A 26,759-nucleotide genomic window follows, 5' to 3' on the forward strand; every position below is an offset into this window, starting at 1 on the left:
GCTCGGCGGCCGCCCACCGCTCCGGCGTCCGGACGGCGGCCGCGGCGCCCCCGGCCGCCACGACGGCCGACTCCAGCTCCTCGGCCGCCCAGCTCAGCGCCGCCGCCCCGACGTCCTCGCCCAGCACCCGCAGCGCGGCGGCCCGGTGGTGCGGGTAGTTGCCGTGCAGCCGCAGCCAGCCGTCGGCGGTTCGCCAGAACCGCGACAGCGGGGCGAAGCCGGGGGCGACCGGCCGGCCGCCGACGGCCGCGTACCGCTCGCTGCGGACGGCCAGGCCCACGTGCCCGGCGTCCAGCGCGACCCCGGCCGGCTCGCCGCGGGCCAGCGCCGCGGCCGCCAGCTGCGCGGCCACGGCCCCCACGACCAGGTCGGGCACCGGGAGCGGTCCGCCCAGCCCGGTCGCTCCGGACACCCGCAGCTCGGGCGGGGGAGCGGCGGTCAGCAGCGGCCACACCTCGGCCAGCAGCGCGGCCCCGGCGATCCCCGTCACGGCCGCGATCGTAGGGACGCCGGGGCGGATCTCAGGGCTCGGGGACGCCCAGGGCCAGGGTCAGCTCCAGCACGCACTGCGGCTGGTCGAGCCGGGTGCCGAAGCGCTCGCGCAGCTGGCCCATGCGGTACCGCACGGTCTGCGGGTGGACGAACAGCTCGGCGGCGACCTTCTCCCGCCGGCCGTGGTGCAGCAGCCAGGACCGCAGCGTCTCCAGCAGCTTCTCGCGGGCGCCCGCCCCGAGGTCGTCGAGGGGGGCCAGCACCTGGGCGCGCAGGTCGGCCAGCGCCTCGCCGTCGGCCCGCAGGACGAGGTCGGCTAGGCGCAGCTCGGTGTCCACGGGGACGTCGCCGTCCGGGCGCAGGTCCAGCTGCAGCGCGCGCAGCGCCCGCGAGTAGGACGACCGGGCGTCCTGCCAGGGCCGCGGTGGCCCGACCACGGCCTCCCGCCGGGTGAGCGCCTTGAGCAGGCCGGCCCGGGCGAACCCCTCGGCGTCGGGCACCAGCAGCACGGCCCGCTCGGCGGACGGCTCCGCCCCGGGGAGTTCGGCGCCGGCCTGCAGGGTGCGCGCGTCGAGCTGCGCGAGGGCGCTGCGGGCCCGCGCCTCGGGGAGGAGCACCGCGGTGAGGGTGCGCGGCGGCGTCCAGTCCGCGCGCTGCGCGGCGGCCGCCAGGTCGTAGGCCGGGCTCCCGGCGAGCAGCAGCTCGGCCAGCCGCTCGAGGTGCCGGCGGCGCTCCCGGCCGGTGGTGGCCAGCTGGTCGGCGTGCCCGGCCGCGCTGGAGGCCGACAGCTGGTCGATGAAGGCGAAGACCAGCTCGGCGAAGCGGGCCAGCGAGCCGGCCGGCATCCCGGCGGCGACCGCGGTCTCGCTCATGTGCCGCCAGGCGACCCGGGCGCCGACCCGGTAGGCGGCCAGCAGCGCGTCCATCGACCGCCCGTGCTTGGCCTCCCCCCGGCCCAGCGCGTACGCGCCCTCCAGCGCCGGGCCGATCGGCCGGCTGGCGTCCGCGCCGTCGGACTCGGTGGCCAGCTCGAGGAAGCCGCCGAGGGCCAGCTGGACGGCGTTCTCGATCGCCCGCCCCATGTCGCCCTGGAACGCCTCGGTGTAGCTGGGCACCTCCACGACGATGGCGGCCACGGTGCGCTCGGCCACCGCGGGCAGCTGGGCGAGCATGGCGGCGGCCACCTCCGGGGTGAAAGTGGTCAGTTCCGCAGTCACGGTCGCCTCGCTCGTCCCGTCGTCTTGTTCGGAGGGAACAGTATCCGGTCCGATGTTCACGTCCAGGGCACAGGTAAACGCACACCGGGCTGGGAACCATCAGAAGCATGACCGCGACCGTTCCGCGCCCTTCTCCGGCCCGGCCGGCCCTGAGCGCGCTGCGCCACCGGGCGCTGCGCCTCGCCGAGCTCGTCACCACCCCGCTGCTGCCCGCCGACTACCTCGACCTGGTCAACCCGCTGCGCCCCGGCGCCGACCTGCGGGGCCGCGTCGAGGCGGTGCACCGCGAGACCCGCGACGCCGCCACGCTCGTCATCCGGCCCGGCGCCGACTGGCGTGGCCACGTGCCCGGCCAGTGGGTGCGCATCGGCGTGGACGTGGACGGCGTCCGCCAGTGGCGGGCCTACTCCCTGACCTCGCACCTCGACCGCGCCGACGGCTGCATCAGCATCACCGTCAAGGCCATCCCGGGCGGCAAGGTCAGCAACCACCTCGTGCACCGCACCCAGCCGGGCACGATCGTCCAGCTGGACCAGGCCGCCGGGGAGTTCGTCCTCCCGCCGCAGGCCCCGGCCAAGGCGCTGTTCGTCACCGCCGGGTCCGGCATCACCCCGGTCATGGGCATCCTGCGCAACTCCCCGGCGCTGACCGACGTCGTCCTCGTGCACTCGGCACCCACCGCCGACGACGTGGTCTTCGGCGCCGAGCTGCGCGAGATGGCCGCCGCCGGCCGGGTCCGGCTGGTCGAGCAGCACACCGAGACCGCCGGCCTGCTCACCCCAGCCGCGCTCGCGGCGCTCGTCCCCGACCACGCCGAGCGGGCGACCTGGGCCTGCGGGCCGGTCGGCATGCTCGAGGCGCTCGAGGACCACTGGACGACGGCCGGGCTGGCCGACCGGCTGTTCACCGAGCGCTTCCGGCCCACGGTCGTCGTCGCCGGCGAGGGCGGCACCGTCTCCTTCGCCAAGTCCGGCACGACGCTGGAGGCCGACGGCGCGACGCCGATCCTGGACGCCGCCGAGGAGGCCGGCGTGCTCATGCCGAGCGGCTGCCGGATGGGCATCTGCTTCGGCTGCGTGCTGCCGCTGCGCGAGGGCGCGGTCCGCGACCTGCGCAACGGCGAGGTCACCACCGCCGCCCCCGGCGACGGCGTCCTCATCCAGACCTGCATCAGCGCCGCCGCCGGCGCCTGCGACATCGACCACTGACCCCGTTCCACGACCCGCTGAGGAGCCCCGACGCGTGACCGTTCTCCAGAAGAAGTCCGACAACCCGATCGCTCACCTCACCACCGAGGACATCGAGCTCATCGGCAAGCAGCTCGACGAGATCCGCCAGAGCGTCATCGACACCCGCGGTGAGGCCGACGCGGCCTACATCCGGAAGGTCATCGACGTCCACCGGAAGCTGGAGCTGGGCAGCCGGGCCGTGCTGCTGGCGTCGGGGTTCCCGCCCGCATGGATCCTCGGGACGATCGGCCTCTCGGTGGCCAAGATCCTCGACAACATGGAGATCGGGCACAACATCCTGCACGGGCAGTGGGACTGGATGCGGGACCCCAAGATCCACTCCACGACGTGGGAGTGGGACATGGCCAGCCCGGCCGAGCAGTGGAAGCACTCGCACAACGAGCTGCACCACACGTACACGAACGTGATCGGCAAGGACAACGACCTCGGCTACGGCATCATGCGCGTCGACGAGGACCAGACGTGGGTGCCGATGTACCTCGGGCAGCCGCTGTGGAGCTTCATCAACGCCTGCTTCTTCGAGTACGGCATCGCCGCCTACGACCTCGAGCTGGGCGCCGTCATCGCGAAGAAGCAGACCAAGGACCCCGAGTTCCGCGCCCGGGGCAAGGCCGTGCTGCGCAAGATCGGCCGGCAGGCCCGCAAGGACTACCTCGTCCACCCGCTGCTGTCCGGGCCCAACTTCCTGGCGACCCTGACGGCCAACTTCGTGGCCAACCTGGTGCGCAACCTGTGGTCGAACTCCGTCATCCTCTGCGGGCACTTCCCCGAGGGCGTGGAGACCTTCGAGAAGAAGTCCATCGACGGTGAGACCCGCGGCGAGTGGTACCTGCGGCAGATGCTGGGCTCGGCCAACATCTCCGGCTCGAAGGCCCTGCACCTCATGACCGGCAACCTGTCGCACCAGATCGAGCACCACCTGTTCCCGGACCTGCCCAGCAACCGGTACGCCGAGATCGCGCCCCAGGTGCGGGACCTGTTCGACCGTTACGGGCTGAACTACCACTCGGCGCCGATGCCCCAGCAGGTCGCGTCGGCCTGGCACAAGATCATCCGGCTGTCGCTGCCGAACGGCTGGCTCGACAAGACGACGCTGCGCAACCTCCCCTCGCAGCTGGTCAAGCTCTACAAGATGAGCACCGGCCCGCGGACCGTGCGCCGCCGGCTGATGGCCGAGGCCGCCGCAGCCTGACCGCGGTGGGCTCGTCGCCCGCACTGACGCACCGCCGTCGCCCCGAGGGGCCCGGGACGCCCGCCGTCCCGGGCCCCTCGCGCCTTCAGAGGACGCCGTTGGCCCGGAGGATGCCCAGGGCCTCGACGGTGCGGTGCCCCCGCCACTCCAGCGCCGCGGCGGGGCTGTAGCTGGCGAAGTCGACCGCCCAGCCGCCGTCGTCCTGCTGCTGGCCGGCGAGCCGCGCCAGCTCCCGCTCGACCGCCTCCGGGCGGACGAGGGCCCGGGCGGGACGGTCCGGCTCCGGCGCGAAGTCCAGCGCGCGCATGAACTCCTCCTCCGCGCCCCCGCCCACGTGCACCAGCCCGCTGGGCGGGACGTGCCGCCGCAGCCCGGCCAGGAGCTCCCCGGCCTCGGGGTCGGTCCCGGCCACCCGGTCGAGCAGCCCCACGGCGAACGCGAGCTCCAGCGCGTGCGGCTCGGGGCCGAGCGCCCGGACGGCGCGCAGGCAGAACGCGGTCGCCGTCGCCAGCCCCGGGGGGCCGGCGGCGGGCGGGTCGTACGCGGCGACGCGGTGCGCGACCGCCGCGACGACCGCGGTGATCTGCAGGGACGACGTCGTGGCGTCGGCGTCGGCCCAGAACGGCGCGCAGGCGGCGGGGTCGGGCACGGGCAGCGCGAACGGCAGCCCGCCGTCGGGCAGCGTGACGGCGGCCAGCCAGTCGCAGAGCTCCCGGGCCCGCGGGGTGGTCGTGGGGGCGGCGTCGACCATGGCCTCGAGGGCGTGCAGCGCGCCGCCGGGCTGGCTGGTGCGCGAGCGCAGGTCCGGCTCGAGGCCCCAGCCGTAGCCGCCGTCGGGGTTGCGGTACGCCTCGACGGCGGCCAGGACGGCGTCGGCGGCAGCGGCCCGGTCGCCGTCCCCCGCCGCGAACAGCACGTCGAAGCGGCGGCGGTCGAGCAGCCGGGCGGATGCGGCCATGAAGTCCGCGGCGGCGGAGAGGTCGACGCTCATGGGGGTCAGGGTGGACCCGCCCACCGACAGGGCAGGGGGCTTCGCGGCGCCGTGCTCCACGTGGAACACCGCGGGGACCCACCGGGACGCGGCCGCCCACTGGCCCGCCTGTCGGCCCGCTCAGGTGGGCAGGGTCCGCCGGCGGACGAAGTCCAGGCGCCGCCCGAGGACCGTTCCCACGGGCCACCAGGAGGCGAAGGCGGCGGTCTCCTGGACGACCTCCTCGACCAGCTCGGCGAAGTCCTCGTCGCCCAGGACGTCCGGTCCGGTCCCGGCCGCCACGAGGTGGGCCTCCACGGCCAGCTGGAGGTCGTCGAGCGAGAGGTCGAGGTCGCGCACCATGGCCGTGGTGCCGGCGCGGTGCGAGCTCATCCCGGTGAACGCACGGCCGCAGCCACAGCCGCCGTCGGGGTCGGGATCGGCCTGGTCGGCGGCGCAGACGTCGCCCACGAGCACGAGCTCGCCCTCGATGGCGAAGCAGAAGTCGCCGTCCCGCTCGCCCTGCCCGGTGTACGTCGCGGTCAACAGCTTCACGCCGGCACCCTGGCAGCAGGGTGTGACAGAACTGCGCCCGTCGGGAGAGGCGGGGAGGACGCCGAGAGGCCCGGAGCGCGGGTCGCTCCGGGCCTCTCGGGTCGTGGTGGTGCCGTCAGTTCGCCATGTCCACGAAGCGGCTGTAGTGGCCCTGGAAGGCGACGGTGACGTTCGCGGTGGGGCCGTTGCGGTGCTTGACCAGCATGATGTCGGCCTCGCCGGCCCGCGGGCTCTCCTTCTCGTACATGTCCTCGCGGTGGATCATCATGACCATGTCGGCGTCCTGCTCGATCGAGCCGGACTCACGCAGGTCGGAGAGCATCGGCTTCTTGTCCTGACGCTGCTCCGAGCCTCGGTTGAGCTGGCTCATCGCGATGACCGGGACCTCGATCTCCTTGGCCAGCAGCTTGAGCGCACGGGAGAACTCCGAGACCTCCTGCTGGCGGCTCTCCACCCGCTTGCCCGACGTCATCAGCTGCAGGTAGTCGATGACCACCAGCTTGAGGTCGTTGCGCTGCTTGAGCCGCCGCGCCTTGGCCCGGATCTCCATCATGGTCATGTTGGGCGAGTCGTCGATGTAGAGCGGCGCGTCGGCGATCTCGCCCATCCGGCGGGCCAGCTTCGACCAGTCCTCGTCGGACAGCGTGCCGGCGCGCATGTGGTGCAGCGGCACCTTCGCCTCCGCCGACAGCAGTCGCATGGTGATCTCGTGCTTGCTCATCTCGAGCGAGAAGATGACGGCGGGCATGTGGTGCTTCACCGTGGCCGACCGCGCGATGTCCAGACCCAGGGTGGAGTTGTGGGTCGGGATGAAGCTGCGACCGGCCAGGAAGAGGTGGTCCTCGGCGTCCACCTGGATGCACCGGACCGGCACGCTGGCGATCGGCCGCACGTCGGTGATGAACCGGACCCCGCGGGCCGTGCACGTGCGCGCACCGCGCTCCTTGTGCACCAGCTTCTTGCGCTCCAGCCGGAAGACCTCGTCGTCGGTGCTGAAGGTGAGCGTGTAGCAGGTCGAGGACTGCTCGCTGCGGCCGTTCACACGCTTGCGGCTCATCCGCACGCGGTGACCGAGGCCGGCGATCAGCTCACGCGTGTCCTCGGCCAGACGGCGGCTGGTGACAGCGAACTGCACGGCGCCGCTCGGTGTCACGGTGCCGCCGGTGTCCAGGAGCCCGGCCAGCAACGCCCGCCGCTGCGCCACGGAGCCGCGCAGGTAGGACAGGGGGATGTGCTTGTCCCCGAACACCCCCAGTGAGCGCAGGAGGCCCTGCACGGTGCCGTGGTCGTCCACGTCGAGCTCGGCCTCGATGTAGACGGCGATCTCCGGGTCGTCGCTCGTGACGTGCGCCGCGCGGGAGGTGCCGTCCCCCAGCCACACGCCGAGCGCGTACGGCGGCAGGGACAGGTCCGCGTCGGGCAGCTCGAGGGGAGCAGCGTTCGTCACCGAGTGGTTCGGCCTGGCGTCCTCGGTGGCGCAGCGGACGCTACGGGCCAGCTCTTCCGTCGTCCGGACAGCAGCGAACGTCCGCTGGTTGCGGGTGCGGTTGTAGCCGACCCGTGCCGCCTGCGCGGACGTGCGACTCGCCCGGTCGTCGGTGAGCCACTGGTGCTGGGCGTCGGCGACGATCACCGAGCCGTCGGAGAAGTGCACCTCGTAGCAGGGACGCCCGCTCATCACCTCGGTCGCCGCGACCACCGTGGTGGGCCGACCGTCGGAGCCGATGACCTGCTCGCCGACGCGGATCTCGCCCATCGTGGTCCAGCCCGTGGGGGTCACGAGGAGCGTGTCGAGGGCCAGCGCCTTACCCACACCGGGACGCGCCGCGATGACCACCATCTGCCCGGCCTGCAGGCCGTTGGTGAGCTCGTCGAGGTCGCGGATGCCGGTCGGCACGCCGCGGGCCGTGCCGCCACGGGAGGCGATGGCGTCCAGCTCGTCCATCGTGGGCTGCAGGACGTCCTCGAGCCGCGAGTAGTCCTCGCTCATGCGCTTCTCGGTGACGTCGTAGATCTCCTGCTGGGCGCGGTCGACGATGTCGTCGACGTCGCCGTTGCCGCCCGCGGCGCCGTAGCCCAGCTGGACCACGCGGGTGCCGGCCTCGACCAGGCGGCGGAGCACTGCCTGCTCGGCGACGATCGCGGCGTAGTACCCGGCGTTGGCCGCCGTGGGCGTGGACTGGATGAGCGTGTGCAGGTAGACCGCGCCGCCCATCTTGGACAGCTGGTCCGTGCGGTTCAGCTCCGCGGCGACGGTGATCGCGTCGGCCGGCTCGCCCCGCCCGTACAGGTCGAGGATGCAGTCGAAGATCACCTGGTGCGCCGGCCGGTAGAAGTCGTTGCCGTGCAGCACCTCGACGACGTCGGCGATCGCGTCCTTGCTCAGCAGCATGCCGCCGAGCACCGACTGCTCCGCCGCGACGTCCTGCGGCGGCTGCCGGTCGTACGCCGGCGCCGTCGGCATCGGTCGGCTGAAGTCGTCGGCCACCGCCACGGAGGTCCTCCATCCACTCACCGGCGCACCCGCGAACAGACCCCGGCCACTGGCCGGGGTCTGGTGGGGGAAGCACCAGAAACGCGTACACCACGTCCGAACACGTGTTCGGGTCATTGCTACCTCGCGGCACCGACAGTCCGGGCCGGCGGAGGAGCCGAGGAGGACGTTAGGAAGTGCGGACGGACGCGTCCAACACCGCTGTGCACCCCGTTCTGCACAACTTGTGGACAAGTCGGTGGACACAGACGTGTCGACATGTGGAGACAGCGGGGGACGGCCCGTCGCCGTCGTCCCCATCCCGCGCTTGACCAGCGGGAAGACCACTCACCGGCTGTGGACGGGAGAAATCCCGGAGAAATCTCCGTGTCGACCCCCGGCGTGTCGCCGAGCCGTGACCACCCGCCCCACGAGCCCCACGTCCACAGCCGGGTCCTGGTCACGTCGGGCCGGGCCGCCACGTCGCTCGACGGCGGCCGCCGCACCCCGGCGACGCGGCTGTCCAGCCCGCGCTCACCCCTCGCAGACGCCGAGACGGTGCTCGGGGGCGCCGGTACGGGCCTCGTGCCGACCGCGGTCGACTGAGGGCCCGGACGGACCCCTCAGACGCCGCGAGGGGCGCCGGACCTTGGTCCGACGCCCCTCACGAGCGCGTGCACTGTGGCCCCCTGCAGGGTCCCGTCGCGAGCCTGCGAGCGGCGGGGGGCGGGGGGTCCTTCTTCAGCCCGCGACGACCTCGATGGTCAGCGGGGTGCTCACCTCGGGGTGCACCCGCACGGTGACGGTGTGCTGGCCCGTGGTCTTGATGCTGCTGGGCAGCTCCACCCGGCGGCGGTCGAGCTCCGGACCGCCGGCGGCGGTCACGGCGTTCACGACGTCGGCGGTGGTGATGCGGCCGAACAGGCGGCCGCCGTCACCGGCGCGGGCCGGCACGCGGACCGTGAGGCCCGACAGCCGGCCGGCCACGGTCTGCGCCTCGTCGAGCGAGCGCACCTCGCGGGCCGCCCGCGCCCGGCGGAGCGACTCGACCTGCTTCTCGGCACCGCGGGTGGCGACGATGGCCAGGCCGCGGGGCAGGAGGTAGTTGCGGGCGTACCCGCCCTTGACCTCCACCGTGTCACCGGAGGACCCGAGACCGGTGACCTCCTGCGTCAGGATCAGCTTCTGGGTGCTCATGGTCAGCGCGCCGTCGAGGTGTAGGGCAGCAGGGCCATCTCGCGGCTGTTCTTCACGGCCACGGCGACGTCCCGCTGGTGCTGGCTGCAGTTGCCGCTCACGCGGCGGGCACGGATCTTGCCGCGGTCGGAGATGAACTTCCGCAGCAGGGTCGTGTCCTTGTAGTCGACGTAGGTCGCCTTGTCCTTGCAGAACTGGCAGACCTTCTTCTTGGGCTTGCGGATGGGGGGCTTGGCCACCGGGGTTCTCCAGGTACGAAGAGGAGTTCAGGGAACGGATGGCCCCCTCGCAGGGGCCCTCCGCCTGCGCGGAGCGAGGCGTGGGGAGCGAGGGGGTCCTTGTTCAGAAGGGCGGTTCGTCCGACGGCGGGGCCGGGGTCGACCACGGGTCGCTGGACCCGCCGCCGCCGCCTCCACCACCGAAGCCGCCACCGCCACCGCCGCCGAAGCCGCCGCCGCCACCCTCACCGCGCGAGGCCTTGGTGACCTTCGCGGTGGCGTAGCGGAGCGAGGGGCCGATCTCGTCGACCTCGAGCTCGACGACGGTGCGCTTCTCGCCTTCCTTGGTCTCGAACGACCGCTGCTTGAGCCGGCCCGAGACGATCACCCGCGAACCGCGGGTCAGCGACTCGGCGACGTTCTCCGCCGCCTGCCGCCACACGTTGCAGCGCAGGAAGAGCGCCTCGCCGTCCTTCCACTCCTGCGACTGGCGGTCGAAGGTCCGCGGCGTCGAGGCGACGGTGAAGTTGGCGACCGCGGCGCCGGAGGGCGTGAACCGCAGCTCCGGGTCCGACGTCAGGTTGCCGATGACGGTGATGACGGTCTCGCCGGCCATCGTCAGTGGGCCTCGGGCCGCATCAGCTTGGTGCGCAGGACCGACTCGTTCAGGTTGAGCTGGCGGTCCAGCTCGGCCACCGCGGCCGGCTCGGCCTGGATGTCGATGACGGCGTAGATGCCCTCGGCCTGCTTGTTGATCTCGTAGGCCATGCGGCGACGGCCCCAGATCTCGGTCTTGTACGTGCCGCCGGCATTGCTGACGACGGTCAGGAACCGGTCGAGGGACGGCGCGATGGTCCGCTCCTCGAGATCGGGGTCGAGGATGACCATCAGTTCGTAGTGACGCACGGAGAACCCCACCTCCTCTGGTCTGGACGGCTGCAGTCGGTCTGCAGCAGGAGGGTCGTACACGCGTCGCGCGCCCCGCCCGGAGGTACCGGTGGAACGCGCAGGGTCGAGGCTACCAGCGTCCACCTCGAGGTCGGCGAGCTGTCCACAGGGCCGGGACCGTCGGCAGGCGCCACTATCGTTCCGGCCGTGCCAGCTCACCCGATCGGCGTACACGTCGGCCCCGGCCTGACCGAGGACAACGAGCTCGACGCCGGCGGCCCCCTGGCCCGCGCGGCCGAGATGGACGCCGACGGGGTGCAGGTCTTCCTCGCCGATCCGCAGGGCTGGACGGCGCCCGAGCCTCGCCCGGACGCCGACGCGCTGCTGGCCGGCGACGTGATGGTCGTCGTCCACGCGCCCTACGTGCTCAACGTGGCCACGACCAACAACCGCATCCGCATCCCCAGCCGCAAGCTGCTGGACAAGCACGCGCAGGCCGCGGCGGCGATCGGCGCCCGCGGCATGGTGGTGCACGGCGGGCACGTGCTGGCCAAGGACGACCCGGCAGCCGGCGTGGACAACTGGCGCAAGACCTTCGCGCGGCAGGCCGAGACCGGGGGCTTCGCCGTTCCGCTGCTCATCGAGAACACCGCCGGCGGGGGCAACGCCATGGCCCGCGACCTGGACGCGATCGCGCGGCTGTGGGAGGCCGTCGGCGAGTTCGGGGCCGGCTTCGTCCTCGACACCTGCCACGCCTGGGCGGCCGGCTGGGACCTCACCACCGCGGTGGACGACGTCCGCGCGATCACCGGCCGCGTCGACCTGGTGCACCTCAACAACAGCCGCGACCCCGCCGGCTCCAGCCGCGACCGGCACGCGCCGCTCACCGACGGCGAGATCCCGGCCGAGCTGCTGGTCGAGGTGGCGCGGGCGGCCGACTGCCCCGTCGTCCTCGAGACCCCGGGCGACGCCGCCGCCCACGCCGAGGAGATCACCCTGCTGAGGTCGGCTCTGGCCTGACACCGGAGGAGAGCGGGGCGCGATGCGCCCCGGGAGGTCGCAGGGTCACCGCGTCCTCGGCGTGGTCCAGCACGCCACCGGCCGGGTCGTCGACGCCGGGCCAGCTGGTGCGGACGACGTCCCCGTCGGGGTGCCACACGTCCCGGACGACCAGCGCGACGAGCACGAGGACGGCGGCGTCGCGGACGGTGACCGCCAGGAAGAACCACTCCACCTCGACGCCGCGGTTGTCGGTGCCGAGGTACCAGAGCATGCGCGGCACCCACAGCAGCGCCTCCGTGGCCTGCCAGAGCAGCAGGGACCGCCAGCGGGGCCGGGCGAGCACCGCGAGGGGCAGCAGCCACAGCGAGAACTGCGGGCTCCACACCTTGTTGACCAGCAGGAACCCGGCCAGCAGCAGGAACGCGACCTGGGCCACCCGCGGCCGGACCGGCGCGGCGAGGGTCAGCCACGCCACGGCGGCCGCCACCGCCAGCAGGCACCCGGCGACGACCGCGTTCAGCACCGCCGGCGTCTCCCCCTCGGCGAGCGGGCCGTCGAACAGCCGCCCGTCGGAGACGGTGAGCGCGATGTTCCACAGGGTGTCGGGATCGGCCGGCCGCGAGCCGTTGAGCCGGAAGAACCGCGACCAGTTCTCCGGCGCCAGGGCGGCGACCGGCACGTTCACCGCGGCCCACGCCACGGCGGCCGCGCCGGCCGCGCGCAGCCAGGCGCCCAGCCGGCCGGCCCGCAGGCACAGGAAGAACAGCGCCCCGAGCAGCAGCAGCGGGTAGAGCTTGGCCGCGACACCGAGCCCCAGCAGGGCGCCGGCGAGCACGGGCCGGCGCCGCGCCCAGGCCCACAGTCCGAGGCTGGCCAGCGCGACGGCGAGGAGGTCCCAGTTGGTGAAGGCGTGCACCAGCAGCAGCGGGGACAGGCCCACCATCGCCGCGTCCCAGGGCCGGCGGCCCGACGTCCCCAGGACCGCCCGGGTGGTGAGCAGTGCGCACAGCGACAGCAGCAGGCAGGTGGCCACGTAGTAGCTCTGCACGGCCGGGACCTGGGGCAGCAGGCCGACGGCGCCGGCGGCGGCCTCGTAGCCGCGTCCCAGCCAGGCCGCCAGCAGCATCAGCGCGCCGATGAGCACCGGGTACTCGACGGCGGAGTCGAGGTAGGGGACCGCGAGGGTGTCCAGGCCGTGCAGGCCGAACAGCGGGACGGTGTCGGAGTAGCACAGGTGCGTGTACTGCACCGACCCTGCCCAGTTGCCGTCGGAGCAGGGGGCCTGCTTGACCCACGCCACGGCGAGCACGGACGTGGTGAACAGCAGGCACACGCGCAGCGGGGTCCAGAACAGCGCCCGGCCGATGACCGCGTGTCGGCCCCACGGCCCGCCGACGGCCTCGCTGGCCTGCGCGGCGACGGGGTCGGTCCAGGTGGGGACGACGCGGTCGGGGCGGGCCGCGTCGGGGAGCGCGACCCCCGCGGACGCCGAGGGCCCGCCCGCCGGCTGGTCAGCCGGAACGGACGGGCCCGTCGGGGTCGCGCTCATGCGGGTCAGTCTGCCCGCCGGGATCAGCCGGTCGGCTGCCCCTCGTCCTCGGGGTCGGCGGGCTGACCTCCTGAGACGGGGGGACCGGTCTGACCGCCCGCCAGGCCGCCGGTCTGGCCACCGGTCTGACCGCCCGTCTGACCACCGGTCTGGCCGCCGGTCTGACCACCGGTCTGGCCGCCGGTCTGGCCACCCGTCTGGCCACCCGTCTGACCGCCGGTCTGGCCACCCGTCTGACCACCGGTCTCACCCTCGGTGCCGTCGGTCTCGTCGGTGGTCTGCTGCTGGGTCGGCGCCTCGGGTTCCGGCTGCGTGGGCGCGGGGGCCTCGGGCTGGGGGACCGGCACGGGCGCCGGCGCGGGCGCGGGGACGCCCTCACCGGTGTCGCCCTTGATGACCGGCCGGTTGGGCAGGTCCTCCTCGGGCGTGCCCTCGAGCACGGTGTTCATGAACTCCTGCCAGATGGCGCCCGGCAGGCCGGAGCCGTAGATGATCGCGCCGCTGACGTTCTTGATCGGCTGGCTGGGGGAGTCGTTGCCCATCCAGACCGCGGTCGACAGGGACGGCGTGTAGCCGACCATCCAGGCGTCGGAGTTGTCCCTGGTGTTCAGGCCCTGGGTACCGGTCTTGCTGGCCACCTCGCGGCCGCCGTCCAGCGCCCGGCGGGAGGAGGAGGCGACCTCGGTCAGGCCGTAGGTGACGTCGCTGGCCACGTCCTGGGTGAAGACCTGGTCGCCGGAGTCGCCGCCGTACTCCAGGAGCACCGCGCCCTCGCTGTCGGTCACCCGGGCGACGAAGTACGGCTCGTGCTCGACGCCGCCGTTGGCGAAGGTGGCGAAGCCGTGCGCCTGGTCGATGGGGCGCATCTCGTACTGGCCGATACCGATCGACCCGCCGGTGTTGCCGGTCTCCGGGTCGGCCAGCGTGGTGCGGCCGGCCATCGGCGTGCCCTGGGGCCAGGTCTCGGGCAGTCCGGTCGCCTCGAGGATGTTCCCCCGCACCTTCTCCGCGCCGACCTCGTAGGCCAGGCCGTAGTAGGTGGTGTTCAGCGACTTGGTCATGGCCTCCATGAGCGTGCACGAGCCGCAGGAGGCGCCGCCGGAGTTGCTCACCGGCAGCCCCGGCCGGTCGGGGAACTCCTGCGGGGAGCTGCCGTCGCGGCGGGCGGTGACGCTGATGCCGTCCTCGAGCGCGGTGGCCAGCACGTAGGGCTTGACCGACGAGCCGGGCTGACGCTGCGCCTGGGCGTAGTCGATGGCGCCGTCGCCGGTGCTGACCGGGCCGCCGTAGTAGGCGCGGACGGCGCCGTTGTGCGGGTCGATCGCCACGAGCGCCTCGCGCAGCCCCTCGGGCTCGCCGTCCATCACGGAGGCGACCGCGGACCCCGCGGCGTCCTGGGCCCGCTTGTCCACGGTCGTGGTGATCCGCAGGCCGCCGGCGCGGATCTGCTGCTCGTCGTAGCCCTTGGCCTCCAGCTCGGCGATCGCCCGCTGGACGGCGAAGCCCTCCGGGCCGCTGGGGATGCCGAGGTTCGTGCCGGTGCGGGGGCGCACCGTCGGGTAGACGGAGGCGTCCCGGTCGGCCTGGGTCAGCCAGCCCTCGTCCACCATCGCGTCGAGGACGAGGCCCCAGCGGCTCTGGGCGCCCTCGGGGTTGGTCTCCGGGTCGTTGCTGGACGGGCTCCGGACCAGGACGGCGAGCACCGCACCCTGCTGGGGGGTCAGCTGGGCGGCCGGCACCCCGAAGAAGGTGTTGGCCGCGGACTCGATGCCGTAGGCGCCGCGGCCGAAGTAGATGGTGTTCAGGTAGTTCTCGAGGATCTCGTTCTTGGAGTAGTTGTTGTCCAGCTTGATGGACAGGAACAGCTCCTGGAACTTGCGGCTGAACGTCTGGTCCGCGGTGAGGAACGCGTTCTTGACGTACTGCTGGGTGATCGTCGAGCCACCCTGCGTCGAGCCGCCGGTGAGGTTGTTCCACGCCGCCCGGACGATCCCGGTGAAGGAGATCCCGGGGTCGGAGTAGAAGTCCCGGTTCTCGGCGGCGAGGATCGCGTTCCGCGCCGGCTCGGAGACCTCGGTCAGGCTGACGTTGGTGCGGTTGCCGCCGTCCACGCCCAGGCGCGCCATCTCGGTGGTGCCGTCGGCGTAGTAGACGACCGTCGTCTGGGCGTTCTGCACCGAACTCGGGTCGGGCACCTCGGTCGTCGCGTACACGACGCCGATGAAGACGCCGAGGAGGAGGACGAGACCGACGACGCCGGCGGTGAACGCCTTCAGCCGGCGACGCCGCTTCTGCTTCTTGGTGCGGACCGCCTTGCCGCTGGGCCGGCCGGCCGGCTTGCCGGAGCGGGCGGCGCTCCCGGAGCGCGCCACGGCACCGGGGCGGGAGGCGGTCGGGCGGCCCCCCCGGCCGGCCGCCGGCCGCCGTGCGCCGGTCCCACCGTTCGCGGTGCGGCCGGGTGCCGGCCGCCGCGGCGGGCTGCCGTGCGGCCCGACCGGTGTGGTCTCGTCGTGGGGAGGCACGAAGAGGGGCCCCTCTCTGGATCGTCTCGGTGGGCTCACCGACGGTGGTCGTCCAGCAGCCCAGGGTGGCGTCTTCCGCTGCGGATGCGGGGGAGGACCCGCGGCGCAGCGACGAGCGGCCGGTGCCCCTGTGACGTCAACGACGTCGTGGGGCGGGTGGTGTTCCCGATGTGACGGACTACTCCGTGGCCGCCCGCCGCCGCGACCGGCGCGGCTGGCGGCTCGGGTCGGGCTCGTTGCCCAGGACGTAGGAGCAGTCCAGGTGGTTCCAGCCACAGCCGCGGCAGACCTGGACGGCGTAGACGGTGAACTCCTCCTGCGCGGCGTCCATGCGGGCGAGTTCCGTCTGGGTCTTGGCCTGGCCGGCCGTCGGCCCCAGGTGCTCCCCGTAGACGTAGCTCACCAGCGTCAGCCGGTCCCGGCGGCACACCGGGCACGCGATCTCGGTCGCCTCGCCGTGGTACTTGGCCGCGCGGGTGAGGTAGGGACTGGCGTCGCAGACCTCGAACAGGCCGGTGCGCCCGGAGTACACGTCGGCGAGGACGGCGCGCCGCTGCAGCGCGTAGTCCACGACGGATCGACGTCCGGGCACGGCGTCAATGTACGCACCGCGGCCGACACCGGCAGCGGTCCGCACGCGCCGTCCGTCCCCCCGCCGTTGGGACGGCGTTCACCTCTCGATGTATCGTCTCGATACATCGATCCGCGGCCGGCGACGGGAGGCGACGTGCTCGAGTTCGCCATCCTGGGCCTGCTGCACCAGTCCCCGATGCACGGCTACGAGCTGCGCAAGCAGCTCTCCGAGGTGCTCGGTGGCCTGCGCAGCATCTCCTACGGGTCCCTGTACCCCGCGCTCAAGCGGCTGCACGCGGCCGGGTACGTCACCACCGACGACCCCGAGCCCCGCGCGCTGCTGCCGGCCGACGCACCCCCGCTCACCGGCCGGCGCGGCAAGGTCGTCTACACGATCACCGCCGAGGGCAAGGAGCGCTTCCACGAGCTGGTCAGCCAGACCGGCCCGGAGGCGTACGACGACGGCGGGCTCTTCGGCGTCCGCCTGGCGTTCTTCCGGCACACCGCCGCGGACGTGCGGCTGCGGGTCCTCGAGGGCCGCCGCCGCACCGTCGAGCGGCAGCGGGAGGGGCTGCGGTCCTCGCTGAGCCGCACCCGGCAACGCCTGGACCACTACACCCTCGAACTGCAGCGCCACGGCCTGGAGTCGGTGGACCGGGAGGTCCGCTGGCTCTCGGAGCTGATCGACATCGAGCGGCAGGGCGGCGTCGAACAGACGGCGGCCGACCCACCACCTCCGGACGACGGGGCCCCGCCCCGTCCCGGCCCTGCCACCGGGACCCCGCCCGGTCCGCACCCCGACCGCTCGCGGTCCTAGGAAGAAGGAGACCTCCATGGGTTCTGTCAAGGTCGCCATCGTCGGCGTCGGAAACTGCGCCGCCTCGCTCGTGCAGGGCGTGCACTACTACCGGGACGCCGACGAGACCACGTCGGTGCCGGGCCTCATGCACGTCCGCTTCGGCGACTACCACGTCTCGGACGTGGAGTTCGTCGCCGCGTTCGACGTCGACGCGAAGAAGGTCGGTCGCGACCTCTCCGAGGCCATCGTCGCCAGCGAGAACAACACCATCAAGATCTGCGACGTCCCCCCGCTGGGCGTCTCCGTGCAGCGCGGCACCACGCTGGACGGGCTCGGCAAGTACTACCGCGAGACGGTCGAGGAGTCCGACGAGCAGCCGGTGGACGTCGTCGCCGCGCTGCGGGAGTCGGGCGCCGACGTCCTCGTCTGCTACCTCCCCGTGGGCTCGCAGCAGGCCGCGGAGTTCTACGCCCAGTGTGCGATCGACGCCGGCGTGGGGTTCGTGAACGCGCTCCCGGTGTTCATCGCCGGCACCCAGGCGTGGGCGGACAAGTTCACCGCCGCCGGCGTGCCGATCGTCGGTGACGACATCAAGAGCCAGGTGGGCGCCACCATCACCCACCGCGTGCTCGCCAAGCTCTTCGAGGACCGCGGCGTGCAGCTGGACCGCACGATGCAGCTCAACGTCGGCGGCAACATGGACTTCAAGAACATGCTCGAGCGCGAGCGCCTGGAGTCCAAGAAGATCTCCAAGACCCAGGCGGTCACCAGCCAGGTGGCCCGCGACATGGGGCAGGGCAACGTGCACATCGGCCCGTCGGACCACGTGCCGTGGCTGACCGACCGCAAGTGGGCCTACGTCCGCCTGGAGGGCCGCGCGTTCGGCGACGTCCCGCTGAACCTGGAGTACAAGCTCGAGGTCTGGGACTCCCCGAACTCGGCGGGCATCATCATCGACGCCGTCCGCGCCGCGAAGATCGCCAAGGACCGCGGCATCGGCGGCCCGATCCTCTCCGCGTCGTCCTACTTCATGAAGAGCCCGCCGGTGCAGTACGACGACAGCGAGGCCCGCGACGCCGTGGAGGCCTTCATCCGCGGCGACGTCGAGCGGTAACGGCAAGGACCCCGTTCCAGCAGGCGACCGGGCCCGCTCCCCCCGGGGGGCGGGCCCGGTCGCTTTCCGCGTGGGGCGACGCCCGGGCCGTGCGGGCTGCCTACGCTGAGCGCCATGTCCCCGACCCGCCGCCCGCTGCTGCCGGTGGCCGGTGTGGTCCTCGCGCTGCTCACAGGCTGCTCCGGGGACGGCGGGCAGCGGCTGGCCGGGGACCGGGTGACGGTCGAGGAGGCCGCCGTCCTGGCCGACGTGCTGCTGCGCAACCACGAGCAGGGCGGGGCCGACTTCGTCGTCACCGCGCCCTACGGCGAGGGCACCGTCCTGACCCTGACCGGCGAGGTCGACTTCGCCGGCGCGACGGGCCGGGCGCAGGCGGTCACGACCCACGGCGGCGAGCGCCCGGACGACGCCCGCACCCTGTTCTTCACCGCCAACGAGGTGTGGTTCGGGGACATCCCGGGCCTGCCCGACGCCCTCACCGCGGCGGGGCTGCCCGAGGCCGCCTACGTGCGCCGGCCGCTCGCGACGGGGGCGGAGTCGCCGCTCACCGACGTCCTGCTGCGCCTGGTGCTCAACCTCTCTGCCGAGGAGGCCGACGACCCCGGGGCCTTCCGCGGGGAGGCGTACGCCTGGCAGGGGGACCGGTCGATCGACGGGGAGCTGACCGCCGTCTACGCCTCGGACTCGGGCTGGTCGGTGGCCGTCGACCGCTCCTCGGACCTGCTGGTCCAGTTCACCACCCGGCTGCCCGGGCAGGAGGCCGACGTGACGGTGTCGCTGGCCGACCACGGGCCGCGGGAGATCGGGGTGCCGGCGGCGGAGGAGACCGTCGACGGGACCGCGCACCCGCAGGTCGCGGCGACCGTCGGGCTCTGAGGGCGGACGCCGTCCCGGGGCCGGCCTGGGCGGGCCCGGACGTGCGGGAGGGGCGGCCTCTTCCCCAGACCGCCCCTCCCACCGATGTTCCTACCAGACCGGGCAACGGCGCGCAGCCCGTCGCAACCGAGTCGTGACCCTCAGTTCGACGTGGGATCGCACGGGGCGGTCGACAGGACCGCCAGCCGGCCGGTCTGCCGGCCCATCACCCGGCGCCACAGCTCGGGGCCGGCCAGCGCGCTGAGCACGTCGTCGGGCGACCCCGGCACGCACGCCCAGGCGCCCTCACCGATCTCGCCGGCCAGCTGCCCGGGCGACCAGCCGGCGTACCCGGCGAAGACCCGCAGCCCGCTGACCTGGCCCTCGAGCTCCTCGGGATCGGCGTCCAGGTCGACGAGGTGGACGTCGTCGGCCACCCGGCGCAGGCCGCTCTCCTCGTCGGGGGTCGCGCCCGGGCACACGGCCAGGCACAGCGCGGTGTCGGTCTCGCACGGGCCGCCCACGTGGAACACCCCGGGCTCGACGGCGAGGTCGCACCAGCCGGGCAGCACGTCGCGGATCTCGACCTGGCTGGGCCGGCCGAGGACGACGCCGAGCGTTCCGCTGGGGTTGTGGTCGAGGACGAACACGACGGTGCCGGCGAAGGTCGGATCGGTCAGCGTGGGCATCGCGACGAGCAGCGAGCCGGGCCGGACGTCGTCCAGCGAGCCGATCGACAGCGCGGGCACCGCGTCCGGACGCCGTCGCCCCGTCGCCGGCCGTGCGGGCCGGCCGGGCTCGGAGTCGGACGGGAGCGGGGGAGTCATCGCCGTCCAGTGTGCCCCACCTCAGCGCACCGGGGAGGTCGGAGGCGGCCCGTTTCCGCGGGTCCACGCGGCCCGTCGCCCACCCTCCGCCAGGAGGAGGCCACCGTAGGGTGACCGGGTGCCGCAGGCGGAGACCACCGTGCGCTCCCTCCTGGCGCGGCGGGACTTCCGGCGGTTGCTCGCCACCCGGCTGAGCGCCCAGTTCGGGGACGGCGTCCTGCAGGCCGCGCTCGCCGGCACCGTGGTGTTCAACCCGCAGCGCGCCGCCGACCCGGTCGACGTCGCGGCGGGGTTCGCCGTCCTCCTGCTGCCCTACTCGCTGGTCGGCCCGTTCGCCGGCGTCTGGCTGGACCGCTGGAGCCGCCGGCAGGTGCTCGTGCGCGCCGGGATCGTGCGCGCGGTCCTGGTCGGGGTTGTGGCGGCGCTGGTGGCGGCCGGGGACGCCGGGGTCGCGTTCCACCTCGCCGGACTGGCGGTGTTCGCCGTCGCCCGGTTCGTGCTGTCGGCGCTGTCGGCGGCGCTGCCGCACACCACCGGGTCGCTGGTGCCGGCCAACGCGCTGGCCACGACGTCCGGAGCGGTGGCGACCGTGGCCGGCGGAGCCGTGGCGGTGGGGCTCGTGCAACTGACCCCCGCCGGCGACGCCGCCTACGCGGGGATGGCCCTGGCCGCCGCGGTGCCGTACCTGCTGTCGTCGCTGGTCGCGGCCGGCTTCGCGCGCGCGGACCTGGGACCGGACGCGCCCGCCGGCTCGGCGCCGGCGTCGGGGCTCGCCGCGGAGCCGGCCTCCGTGCCGGCCTCGGTGCGGTCCGTCGCGGCGGGGATGGTCGCCGGCGCGCGGGCCGCGTGGACGCGGCCGGCGGTGCGGACGGCGCTCGCCGTCATCACCGTGCACCGGCTGTGCTTCGGCGTCGTCACGCTGATGACCCTGCTGCTGTTCCGGAACACGCTGGCCGGCTGGGGACCGCTGCCCGGCGGCCTGGCGGGACTCGGCGTCGCCCTGGCCGCGGGGGCGGGGGGCACCCTTCTCGCGGCGGCGGCGACCCCGCGGGCGGTGCGGCGGCTGGGCCGGCGGCGCTGGGTGACGCTGCTGCTGGCCGCCGCCGGGCCGCTGCTGGTGGCACTCGGGTTGCCGGTCCAGACCCCGCTGGTGGTCCTGGCGGGGTTCGTGGTCGGGTTCGTGGGCCAGGGCGTGAAGATCTGCGTCGACAGCACGCTGCAGGAGTCGGTCGGCGACGACGTCCGCGGCCGGGTGTTCTCCGTCTACGACACCCTGGTCAACGTCGGCTACGTGATCGCGCTGCTGGCGGCGGCGTTCCTGCTGCCGGCGTCCGGGGTCTCGCCCGCCGTCGTCCTCGCCGTCGCCGCCCTCTACGCCTTCGCCGCCCTGCTGAGCGGAGTGCCACAGCGCGGATAGGGCCTGCCCTCAGTATCGGAGTGCCCCGAGCGAGGTTTCCTGCACCCTCACACTCCACTCAGGCCACGAGGGGCGCGATCTCCGCCCCGCACGCCCGGGGTTCTGCTCGGAGCCGACGGACCGGGAAGCGAAGGAGGGTCACCCGTACCGCCTGGAGTGCGTTCTGCCGGCGCAGGTCGGCAGCCCAGTCGGCCGCGGAGAGGTGGAACGCCGCTCCGTCGGCCTCGGCAGCCACGCGCTGTCGGCGCCAGTAGGCATCGACGAAGTACGTCCCCAGAGGCGTCTCGATGGCCGCCCCCCACTCGGGCTCTGGAACTCCTGCCGCCACGACGGCCCGCCGCAGATCCGCCTCGCCGACGGACCGCATCCCGCGGCGCGCGTCCCCGATGGCCTGCTGCAGCCACGGCGTCAGTCGGCGGGCCAGCAGGGCCGCCTCGTCCTCGAGGTCCCTGACCGAACACAGGTCGCGCTGCAGGACGTCCGCGACGACGTGGTCGACGTCCGCGCGTCGCCTGGACGTGATCGCGGCGTCCACGGCCGACCGGGCGGGCGGAGCCACGGGCAGCCTGTCGACGACGTAGCCCTCCGGCACGGGTCGTCTGCTCTGGTGCACCACCACGAACCCCCGCGACCGCAGGTGCCGCCCGTGCGGTGCGGTGACCTCCACGACGCCACCCTCGGGTAGCGACGCGTAGTCCCCTCGCACGCCGGCCACCCGGCCCGCTCTCGCGGGTTCGTCGACCCGGGCTCCCCACGCCAGGAGTGCGCTGCGATGGGACAGGACGGCGGCGTCCCCGGCGTAGAGGAGGGCGGCGTGCCACCGCTCCCTCTGCGTGAGGGGACCCGAGTGGCTCACGAACACGCCGGGGAGGGGTTGCTGCCACCGCCCGGAGGCAACCGCCGTGCGCAGCCGGTACGAGGTGATCCCCTGGTCCAGCAGCACCCGGCGAGGTGCCACCTGCTGACCGCGGTGGGTGATGGGCGGGAGGTGCACCCGCGCAGGCTGTCGGAGAGGGCGTCTGTCCCGCTGGCGCCGTCCACAGCGGAGGCTGAGGAGCGAGGTTTCCTGCGCTGTGGCACTCCGCTCAGGGGCGGGCGGCCCACCAGGCGCGGAGCTCGGCCTCGGCCTCGTCGCGGTCGAGCGGACCGCGCTCCAGCCGCAGCTCCTTGAGGAACTGCCACGCCGCGCCGACGTCACGCCCGGGCGCGATGCCGAGGATCTCCATGATCGCGTTGCCGTCGAGGTCCGGACGCACGCGCGCGAGGTCCTCCTGCGCCTGCAGCACGGTGATCCGCTGCTCCAGCGAGTCGTAGGTCGCCGACAGCGCCGCGGCCCGCCGCTTGTTGCGGGTGGTGCAGTCCGACCGCACCAGCTTGTGCAGCCGGGGCAGCAGGTCGCCGGCGTCGGTCACGTACCGGCGCACCGCCGAGTCGGTCCACTCGCCGCTGCCGTAGCCGTGGAAGCGCAGGTGCAGGAAGGTCAACCGGGCCACGGCCTCGGTGACCTCCTTGGAGTACCGCAGCGCCTGCAGCCGCTTGCGCACCAGCTTGGCCCCGACCACCTCGTGGTGGTGGAAGGACACCCGCCCGCGCGACTCGTGCCGCCGGGTGGCCGGCTTGCCGACGTCGTGCAGCAGCGCCGCCAGCCGCAGGACCAGGTCCGGGGACCCGGCATCCGGGTCCGCCCGCTCGAGCGCGATCGCCTGGTCCAGCACGGTGAGGGAGTGGGCGTAGACGTCCTTGTGCTGGTGGTGCTCGTCGATCTCCATGCGCAGCGCCGAGAGCTCCGGCAGGACGACGTCGGCCAGGCCGGTGGACACGAACAGGTCCAGCGCCGCCCGCGGGGAGTCCTGCAGCAGGGTCTTGGACAGCTCGGCCTGCACCCGCTCGGGGGTGATCCGCTCCAGCTGACCGGACATCGCCGTCATCGCCTCGACGACGTCGTCGGACGGCGTCAGCCCGAGCTGGGCCACGAACCGGACGGCGCGCAGCATCCGCAGCGGGTCGTCGGCGAAGGAGTCGGCCGCGGCGCCTGGAGTCCGCAGCCGGCCCGCCAGCAGGTCGCCCAGGCCGCCGTAGGGGTCGGTCACCGCCCGGTCGGGCCCCAGGGAGACCGCCATCGCGTTGACGGTGAAGTCGCGCCGGGCCAGGTCGTCGACGAGCGACGTCCCCCAGGCCACCTCCGGGTTGCGCGACTCGCGGTCGTAGCGGTCCGCCCGGAAGGTGGTGATCTCCAGCCGGACGCCGGAGACCTCCGCGCCGACCGTGCCGAAGGCGATCCCCGTGTTCCACGTGGAACTGGCGAACCCGCGCAGCAGCTCGAGCACCTGCTCGGGCCGGGCGTCCGTGGTGAGGTCCAGGTCGCCGGGGACGCGGGGCGCGGCGGAGCGGGCGGCCAGCAGCGCGTCCCGGACCGAGCCGCCGACCAGGTGCACCTCGAACCCCGCGGCGGTGAAGCGCTGACCGAGCTGGGCCAGCACGGGGGAGACGTCGACGAGCTGCCGCACGGTCTCCTGGACGGCAGGCGGGACCGGCGCGGCGGCGTGCGGGACCGGCGCGGCGGCGGCGGGGGCCGACGCGACCGCCGGAGGGCGACTCTGGGGCTGACCGGACACGACGATCCAGGGTAGTGGCGTGGCGCGCGCTACCCTCCTGGCATGGCTGGGACGGGCGGGCGCGGGCGCCCCGGCCGCCGGTTGCGCCGGGTCGACGAGACCTCCGCCGGGGGCCTGGTGGTGGCCGACGACCCCATCACGGGGCCGCGGGCTGCGCTGATCGGGCGCACGGACCGCCGCGGCCGGCTCCTGTGGTCCCTGCCCAAGGGCCACATCGAGGAGGGCGAGACCCCCGAGGACACCGCCGTCCGGGAGGTCGCCGAGGAGACCGGGATCATCGGTGAGGTCGTCGCCCCGCTGGGCATCATCGACTTCTGGTTCGTCGCCGACGGCCGCCGCGTGCACAAGACGGTGCACCACTTCCTGCTCCGCGCCATCGGGGGAGCCCTGTCCGACGCCGACATCGAGGTCACCGAGGTCGCCTGGGTGCCGCTCGACGAGCTGAGCGACCGGCTCGCCTACGCCGACGAGCGCGCGCTGGTCGAGCGGGCGCCCGCGCTCCTCGCCGACAGCGCGTGACGCGGCTCGCGCGACCAGGCAGGACGCAGGGCACCGGCGGAGCACGGTCGTGACCTGGTCGGCCGCCGGCGACCCGGGCGGCGGACGGCGGCCTGCGCGGTGCTGGCCGCGCTGCTCACGGGCCTGGGCACCGCGTCGCCCGCCCTCGCCTCGCCCGAGGACGAGATCCCCGTGACCGAGGACGACACCAGCGACCCCGGCCGGCCGGTGCAGGTGGAGATCACCCGCATCGAGCCGCGCACGATCGCGCCCGGGGCCGTCGTCACGGTCGGCGGCACGCTGACGAACACGGGCACCGACACCCTCACCGACCTCGACGTCCGCCTGCAGCGCGGCGAGGTCCTCACCACCCGGGCCGAACTGCTGGCCACCGACGCCGACCCGGACCCCTACACCGACGTCAGCACCCCGTTCCAGGAGGTCCCCGGCGGCGCGCTGGAGCCGGGGGACTCGGTGCCGTTCGCGGTCACGGCGACCGTCGACGAGCTGCGCATGGACCGGGACGGCGTCTATCCCGTGCTGCTCAACCTCAACGGCGCCACGGGCGGCGGCGAGCGGCGCCGGGTGGGCGAGCTGTCCACCTTCCTGGTGCGGCCCGCCGCCCAGCCGGCCGCACCGGTCGGCGTCGCCTGGCTGTGGCCGCTCACCGAGCGCATGCACCGCGACGCCGACGGGCGGTTCGTCGACGACGGGCTCGCCGACGAGGTGGCCGCGGACGGCCGGCTGGACCGGGCCCTGGCCGCGGTCGAGCGGCTGCCCGAGGCCGCACCCGCCGAGGGTGGCGCCCCCGTCCCGGTCGCCCGCGTCACCCTCGCCGTCGACCCCGCGCTGGTCGAGGCGCTGGAGCTCATGGCCGCCGGCCCCTACGACGTCGCGGGGGAGGACGACGCCGGGCGGGGCACCGAGGAGGCCGCCGCCTTCCTCGACCGGCTGCGCGCCGTCGCCGCCGACCACCCGGTGGTGGCCCTGCCCTACGCCGACGTCGACGCCGACGCGCTCACCGCGGTCGGCCTCCCTGACGTGGTCACCCGCAGCCTGCCCGGCACGGCCGAGGGCACGGCGGCGGCGGACGCCGGCACTCCCGGGGACGCGACCGGCGCCGGCGCCGAGATCCTCCGCGACGTCCTCAGGGTCGAGCCGCGCACCGACCTGGCCTGGGCGGTGGGGGGCTCGCTGCGGGCCGACACCCTCGAGACGCTGCGGGCCGGCGGCATCGACGAGGTCGTCCTCGCCCCGGACGGCCTGACCGACGGGTCGGCGGTCCTCGGCCTGGACGCCGGCGGCGCGGCCGCCCGCACCACGGTGCCGGCGGGGGGAGCGGCGGTGGACGCGCTCGTCGTCGACAGCGGCCTCAGCGGGCTGGTCGGCTCGGCCCTGCAGGTCCCCGGCGGGACGCGGGTCGCCGAGCAGCGCTACGTCGCCGAGCTGTCGCTCATCGGCCTGACGCCGGGCGCCGACCCCGCCGGGCAGAGCGTGCTCGTGGCCCCGTCCCGTGAGGTGGACGCCGACCCGACCGCGGTGAGCGCGATGATGGCCACCGCCACGCAGCTGCCCGGGCTGCGGCCGGCCACCGTCGCCCAGCTGGGCGACGGGCCGGCGACCGCCACCGGCGAGCTGGCCGCCCCCACCGAACCGGGCGGCCTGGACCCCGACGGGCTGACCGACGTCGTCGCCGCGGTGGACCTCCGGGACGCCCTCGCCGGCGCCGTCGTCGACGACCCGGCCGTGGCGCTCGCGCCCTACGACGCGGCGGTGTCGCGGGCGACGTCCGCGGCCTGGCGCGACGACCCGGAGGGGTTCCGCGCCGGCGCCGAGGAGCTGCGGTCGACGATCGACGGGCTGCGCCGGCAGGTCACCCTGCTCTCCCCCGCCGACGGCACCTACAGCCTGGCCTCGGCCGACGCCCCGCTGGTCCTCACCGTCCACAACGACCTGCCCTTCACGGTGCGGGTGGAGCTGCAGCTGCAGACCCGCGGCAACGCCCTGACCGTCGGCGACGTCGGCGCGCAGACCCTCGCCCCCGACCAGCGGACGACGCTCGAGGTGCCCGCGGAGGTCCGCCAGTCCGGTCGCTTCGGGGTGGTCGCCACGCTCACCACCCCGGACGGCGAGCCGCTGGGCGAGTCGGTGGAGCTGCAGGTCCGCAGCACCGCCTACGGCTCGATCTCGCTGATCATCACCATCGGCGCCGCCGCGCTGCTCGGGCTGCTCTTCCTCCGCCGGCTGGTGCGCTTCCTGCTGCGCCGCCGGCGGGGCACCCCCGAGGAGGAGCCCCCGGCCGTCGCCCTGCCGCCCACCCGGAGCCCGGTGTGAGCGACCGCCGCATCCCGCTGCCCCCCGTGCCGCCCTCGCCTCCGGAGCGACCGGGGAGCGACCCGCGCCCGGGCGGCCACCCCCGGTCGGACGCCGACCCCCGGGCCGACGCCAACGGCGCGGCCGCGGACGGCGCCGCTGCGCACCGGTCCGCCGCCCCGCCCCCGGTCGGCGGGCCGACGACGCCGCCCCTGCCGCTGCC

The 26,759-nt window shown here is 74.3% G+C and carries 23 protein-coding genes and 2 pseudogenes; 10 read left to right on the top strand and 15 right to left on the bottom strand.

Annotation, left to right across the window (positions count from 1 at the left end; all coding sequences use genetic code 11):
* Together PGN05_RS23135 and PGN05_RS23140 are read right to left on the bottom strand one after the other, a co-directional pair.
* Window positions 1–490 (bottom strand): annotated as a pseudogene (locus PGN05_RS23135) (hypothetical protein); the annotation flags it as partial.
* Window positions 491–521: 31 nt separating this feature from the next.
* On the bottom strand, window positions 522–1,709 hold the full coding sequence (locus tag PGN05_RS23140; protein ID WP_419754933.1) for a PucR family transcriptional regulator: 1,188 nt from the start codon (window positions 1,707–1,709) through the stop codon (window positions 522–524).
* Window positions 1,710–1,816: 107 nt separating this feature from the next.
* Here PGN05_RS23140 and PGN05_RS23145 point away from each other — a divergent pair, with 107 nt between their 5' ends.
* Together PGN05_RS23145 and PGN05_RS23150 are read left to right on the top strand one after the other, a co-directional pair.
* Entirely contained in the window at window positions 1,817–2,917 is a 1,101-nt protein-coding gene (locus tag PGN05_RS23145) for a ferredoxin reductase (protein WP_419754934.1), read from the top strand.
* A gap of 34 nt (window positions 2,918–2,951) precedes the next feature.
* The gene (locus PGN05_RS23150; protein WP_419754935.1) at window positions 2,952–4,151 is read left to right on the top strand and encodes a fatty acid desaturase family protein; all 1,200 of its coding nucleotides are present in this window, start codon (window positions 2,952–2,954) and stop codon (window positions 4,149–4,151) included.
* Between the two features lie 85 nt (window positions 4,152–4,236).
* Here PGN05_RS23150 and PGN05_RS23155 read toward each other — a convergent pair whose 3' ends face one another.
* The 7 genes from PGN05_RS23155 to rpsF all read right to left on the bottom strand — a co-directional run bounded on the left by PGN05_RS23155 (window position 4,237) and on the right by rpsF (window position 10,470).
* Window positions 4,237–5,142 carry a hypothetical protein gene (locus tag PGN05_RS23155; protein ID WP_419754936.1) on the bottom strand — a complete coding sequence of 302 codons (906 nt, stop codon included), beginning with the start codon at window positions 5,140–5,142 and terminating at the stop codon, window positions 4,237–4,239.
* A 120-nt stretch (window positions 5,143–5,262) separates the two neighbouring features.
* Window positions 5,263–5,676, bottom strand: coding sequence for a DUF7715 family protein (locus PGN05_RS23160; protein ID WP_419754937.1), 414 nt, complete (start codon window positions 5,674–5,676; stop codon window positions 5,263–5,265).
* 115 nt (window positions 5,677–5,791) lie between these two features.
* Entirely contained in the window at window positions 5,792–8,470 is a 2,679-nt protein-coding gene (gene dnaB / locus PGN05_RS23165; protein WP_419754953.1) for a replicative DNA helicase, read from the bottom strand.
* Window positions 8,471–8,890: 420 nt separating this feature from the next.
* The gene (gene rplI / locus PGN05_RS23170) at window positions 8,891–9,346 is read right to left on the bottom strand and encodes a 50S ribosomal protein L9 (protein WP_419754938.1); all 456 of its coding nucleotides are present in this window, start codon (window positions 9,344–9,346) and stop codon (window positions 8,891–8,893) included.
* 2 nt (window positions 9,347–9,348) lie between these two features.
* The gene (gene rpsR / locus PGN05_RS23175) at window positions 9,349–9,585 is read right to left on the bottom strand and encodes a 30S ribosomal protein S18 (protein ID WP_163483697.1); all 237 of its coding nucleotides are present in this window, start codon (window positions 9,583–9,585) and stop codon (window positions 9,349–9,351) included.
* Between the two features lie 103 nt (window positions 9,586–9,688).
* Window positions 9,689–10,180 (bottom strand): single-stranded DNA-binding protein, encoded by a 492-nt coding sequence (locus PGN05_RS23180; protein WP_419754939.1) that lies wholly within the window; start codon window positions 10,178–10,180, stop codon window positions 9,689–9,691.
* A 2-nt stretch (window positions 10,181–10,182) separates the two neighbouring features.
* Window positions 10,183–10,470: a 30S ribosomal protein S6 gene (gene rpsF, locus PGN05_RS23185; protein ID WP_419754940.1), complete on the bottom strand. Its 288-nt coding sequence runs from the start codon at window positions 10,468–10,470 to the stop codon at window positions 10,183–10,185.
* Window positions 10,471–10,659: 189 nt separating this feature from the next.
* On the opposite strand from rpsF, the gene PGN05_RS23190 reads away from it, so the two are divergent.
* Complete coding sequence (locus tag PGN05_RS23190) at window positions 10,660–11,472, top strand: deoxyribonuclease IV (protein ID WP_419754941.1); 813 nt, start codon at window positions 10,660–10,662, stop codon at window positions 11,470–11,472.
* Here PGN05_RS23190 and PGN05_RS23195 read toward each other — a convergent pair.
* The 3 genes from PGN05_RS23195 to PGN05_RS23205 all read right to left on the bottom strand — a co-directional run bounded on the left by PGN05_RS23195 (window position 11,444) and on the right by PGN05_RS23205 (window position 16,117).
* Window positions 11,444–13,003, bottom strand: a complete 1,560-nt coding sequence (locus PGN05_RS23195) for a glycosyltransferase family 87 protein (RefSeq protein WP_419754942.1) — start codon at window positions 13,001–13,003, stop codon at window positions 11,444–11,446. The genes PGN05_RS23190 and PGN05_RS23195 overlap by 29 nt on opposite strands.
* Window positions 13,004–13,026: 23 nt before the next feature.
* Window positions 13,027–15,375 carry a transglycosylase domain-containing protein gene (locus PGN05_RS23200; protein WP_419754943.1) on the bottom strand — a complete coding sequence of 783 codons (2,349 nt, stop codon included), beginning with the start codon at window positions 15,373–15,375 and terminating at the stop codon, window positions 13,027–13,029.
* 328 nt (window positions 15,376–15,703) lie between these two features.
* The gene (locus PGN05_RS23205; RefSeq protein WP_419754944.1) at window positions 15,704–16,117 is read right to left on the bottom strand and encodes a DUF5318 family protein; all 414 of its coding nucleotides are present in this window, start codon (window positions 16,115–16,117) and stop codon (window positions 15,704–15,706) included.
* A 135-nt stretch (window positions 16,118–16,252) separates the two neighbouring features.
* On the opposite strand from PGN05_RS23205, the gene PGN05_RS23210 reads away from it, so the two are divergent.
* The 3 genes from PGN05_RS23210 to PGN05_RS23220 all read left to right on the top strand — a co-directional run bounded on the left by PGN05_RS23210 (window position 16,253) and on the right by PGN05_RS23220 (window position 18,887).
* On the top strand, window positions 16,253–16,915 hold the full coding sequence (locus PGN05_RS23210; protein WP_419754945.1) for a PadR family transcriptional regulator: 663 nt from the start codon (window positions 16,253–16,255) through the stop codon (window positions 16,913–16,915).
* 16 nt (window positions 16,916–16,931) lie between these two features.
* Window positions 16,932–18,011 carry an inositol-3-phosphate synthase gene (locus PGN05_RS23215; protein WP_419754946.1) on the top strand — a complete coding sequence of 360 codons (1,080 nt, stop codon included), beginning with the start codon at window positions 16,932–16,934 and terminating at the stop codon, window positions 18,009–18,011.
* A 114-nt stretch (window positions 18,012–18,125) separates the two neighbouring features.
* Window positions 18,126–18,887 carry a hypothetical protein gene (locus tag PGN05_RS23220; RefSeq protein ID WP_419754947.1) on the top strand — a complete coding sequence of 254 codons (762 nt, stop codon included), beginning with the start codon at window positions 18,126–18,128 and terminating at the stop codon, window positions 18,885–18,887.
* 140 nt (window positions 18,888–19,027) lie between these two features.
* Here PGN05_RS23220 and PGN05_RS23225 read toward each other — a convergent pair whose 3' ends face one another.
* Window positions 19,028–19,693: a YqgE/AlgH family protein gene (locus PGN05_RS23225; RefSeq protein ID WP_419754948.1), complete on the bottom strand. Its 666-nt coding sequence runs from the start codon at window positions 19,691–19,693 to the stop codon at window positions 19,028–19,030.
* A 118-nt stretch (window positions 19,694–19,811) separates the two neighbouring features.
* On the opposite strand from PGN05_RS23225, the gene PGN05_RS23230 reads away from it, so the two are divergent.
* On the top strand, window positions 19,812–21,110 hold the full coding sequence (locus PGN05_RS23230) for an MFS transporter (protein WP_419754949.1): 1,299 nt from the start codon (window positions 19,812–19,814) through the stop codon (window positions 21,108–21,110).
* A gap of 58 nt (window positions 21,111–21,168) precedes the next feature.
* On the opposite strand, the gene PGN05_RS23235 is transcribed toward PGN05_RS23230, so the two are convergent.
* On the bottom strand, window positions 21,169–22,104 hold the full coding sequence (locus PGN05_RS23235; protein WP_419754950.1) for a DUF559 domain-containing protein: 936 nt from the start codon (window positions 22,102–22,104) through the stop codon (window positions 21,169–21,171).
* 91 nt (window positions 22,105–22,195) lie between these two features.
* Entirely contained in the window at window positions 22,196–23,725 is a 1,530-nt protein-coding gene (locus PGN05_RS23240) for a CCA tRNA nucleotidyltransferase (RefSeq protein WP_419754951.1), read from the bottom strand.
* Between the two features lie 42 nt (window positions 23,726–23,767).
* Between PGN05_RS23240 and PGN05_RS23245 the strand changes: the two genes are divergently transcribed.
* The 3 genes and pseudogenes from PGN05_RS23245 to PGN05_RS23255 all read left to right on the top strand — a co-directional run.
* Window positions 23,768–24,244 carry an NUDIX hydrolase gene (locus tag PGN05_RS23245; protein ID WP_419754952.1) on the top strand — a complete coding sequence of 159 codons (477 nt, stop codon included), beginning with the start codon at window positions 23,768–23,770 and terminating at the stop codon, window positions 24,242–24,244.
* A 54-nt stretch (window positions 24,245–24,298) separates the two neighbouring features.
* A complete protein-coding gene (locus tag PGN05_RS23250) occupies window positions 24,299–26,557 on the top strand; it encodes a DUF6049 family protein (RefSeq protein ID WP_419754954.1) in 2,259 nt (752 codons plus the stop codon).
* Window positions 26,554–26,759: pseudogene (locus PGN05_RS23255) on the top strand (hypothetical protein); the annotation flags it as partial. The gene PGN05_RS23250 and the pseudogene PGN05_RS23255, both read left to right, overlap by 4 nt.

It is taken from the genome of Geodermatophilus sp. CPCC 206100 (assembly GCF_048569675.1).
Lineage (GTDB): Bacteria > Actinomycetota > Actinomycetes > Mycobacteriales > Geodermatophilaceae > Geodermatophilus.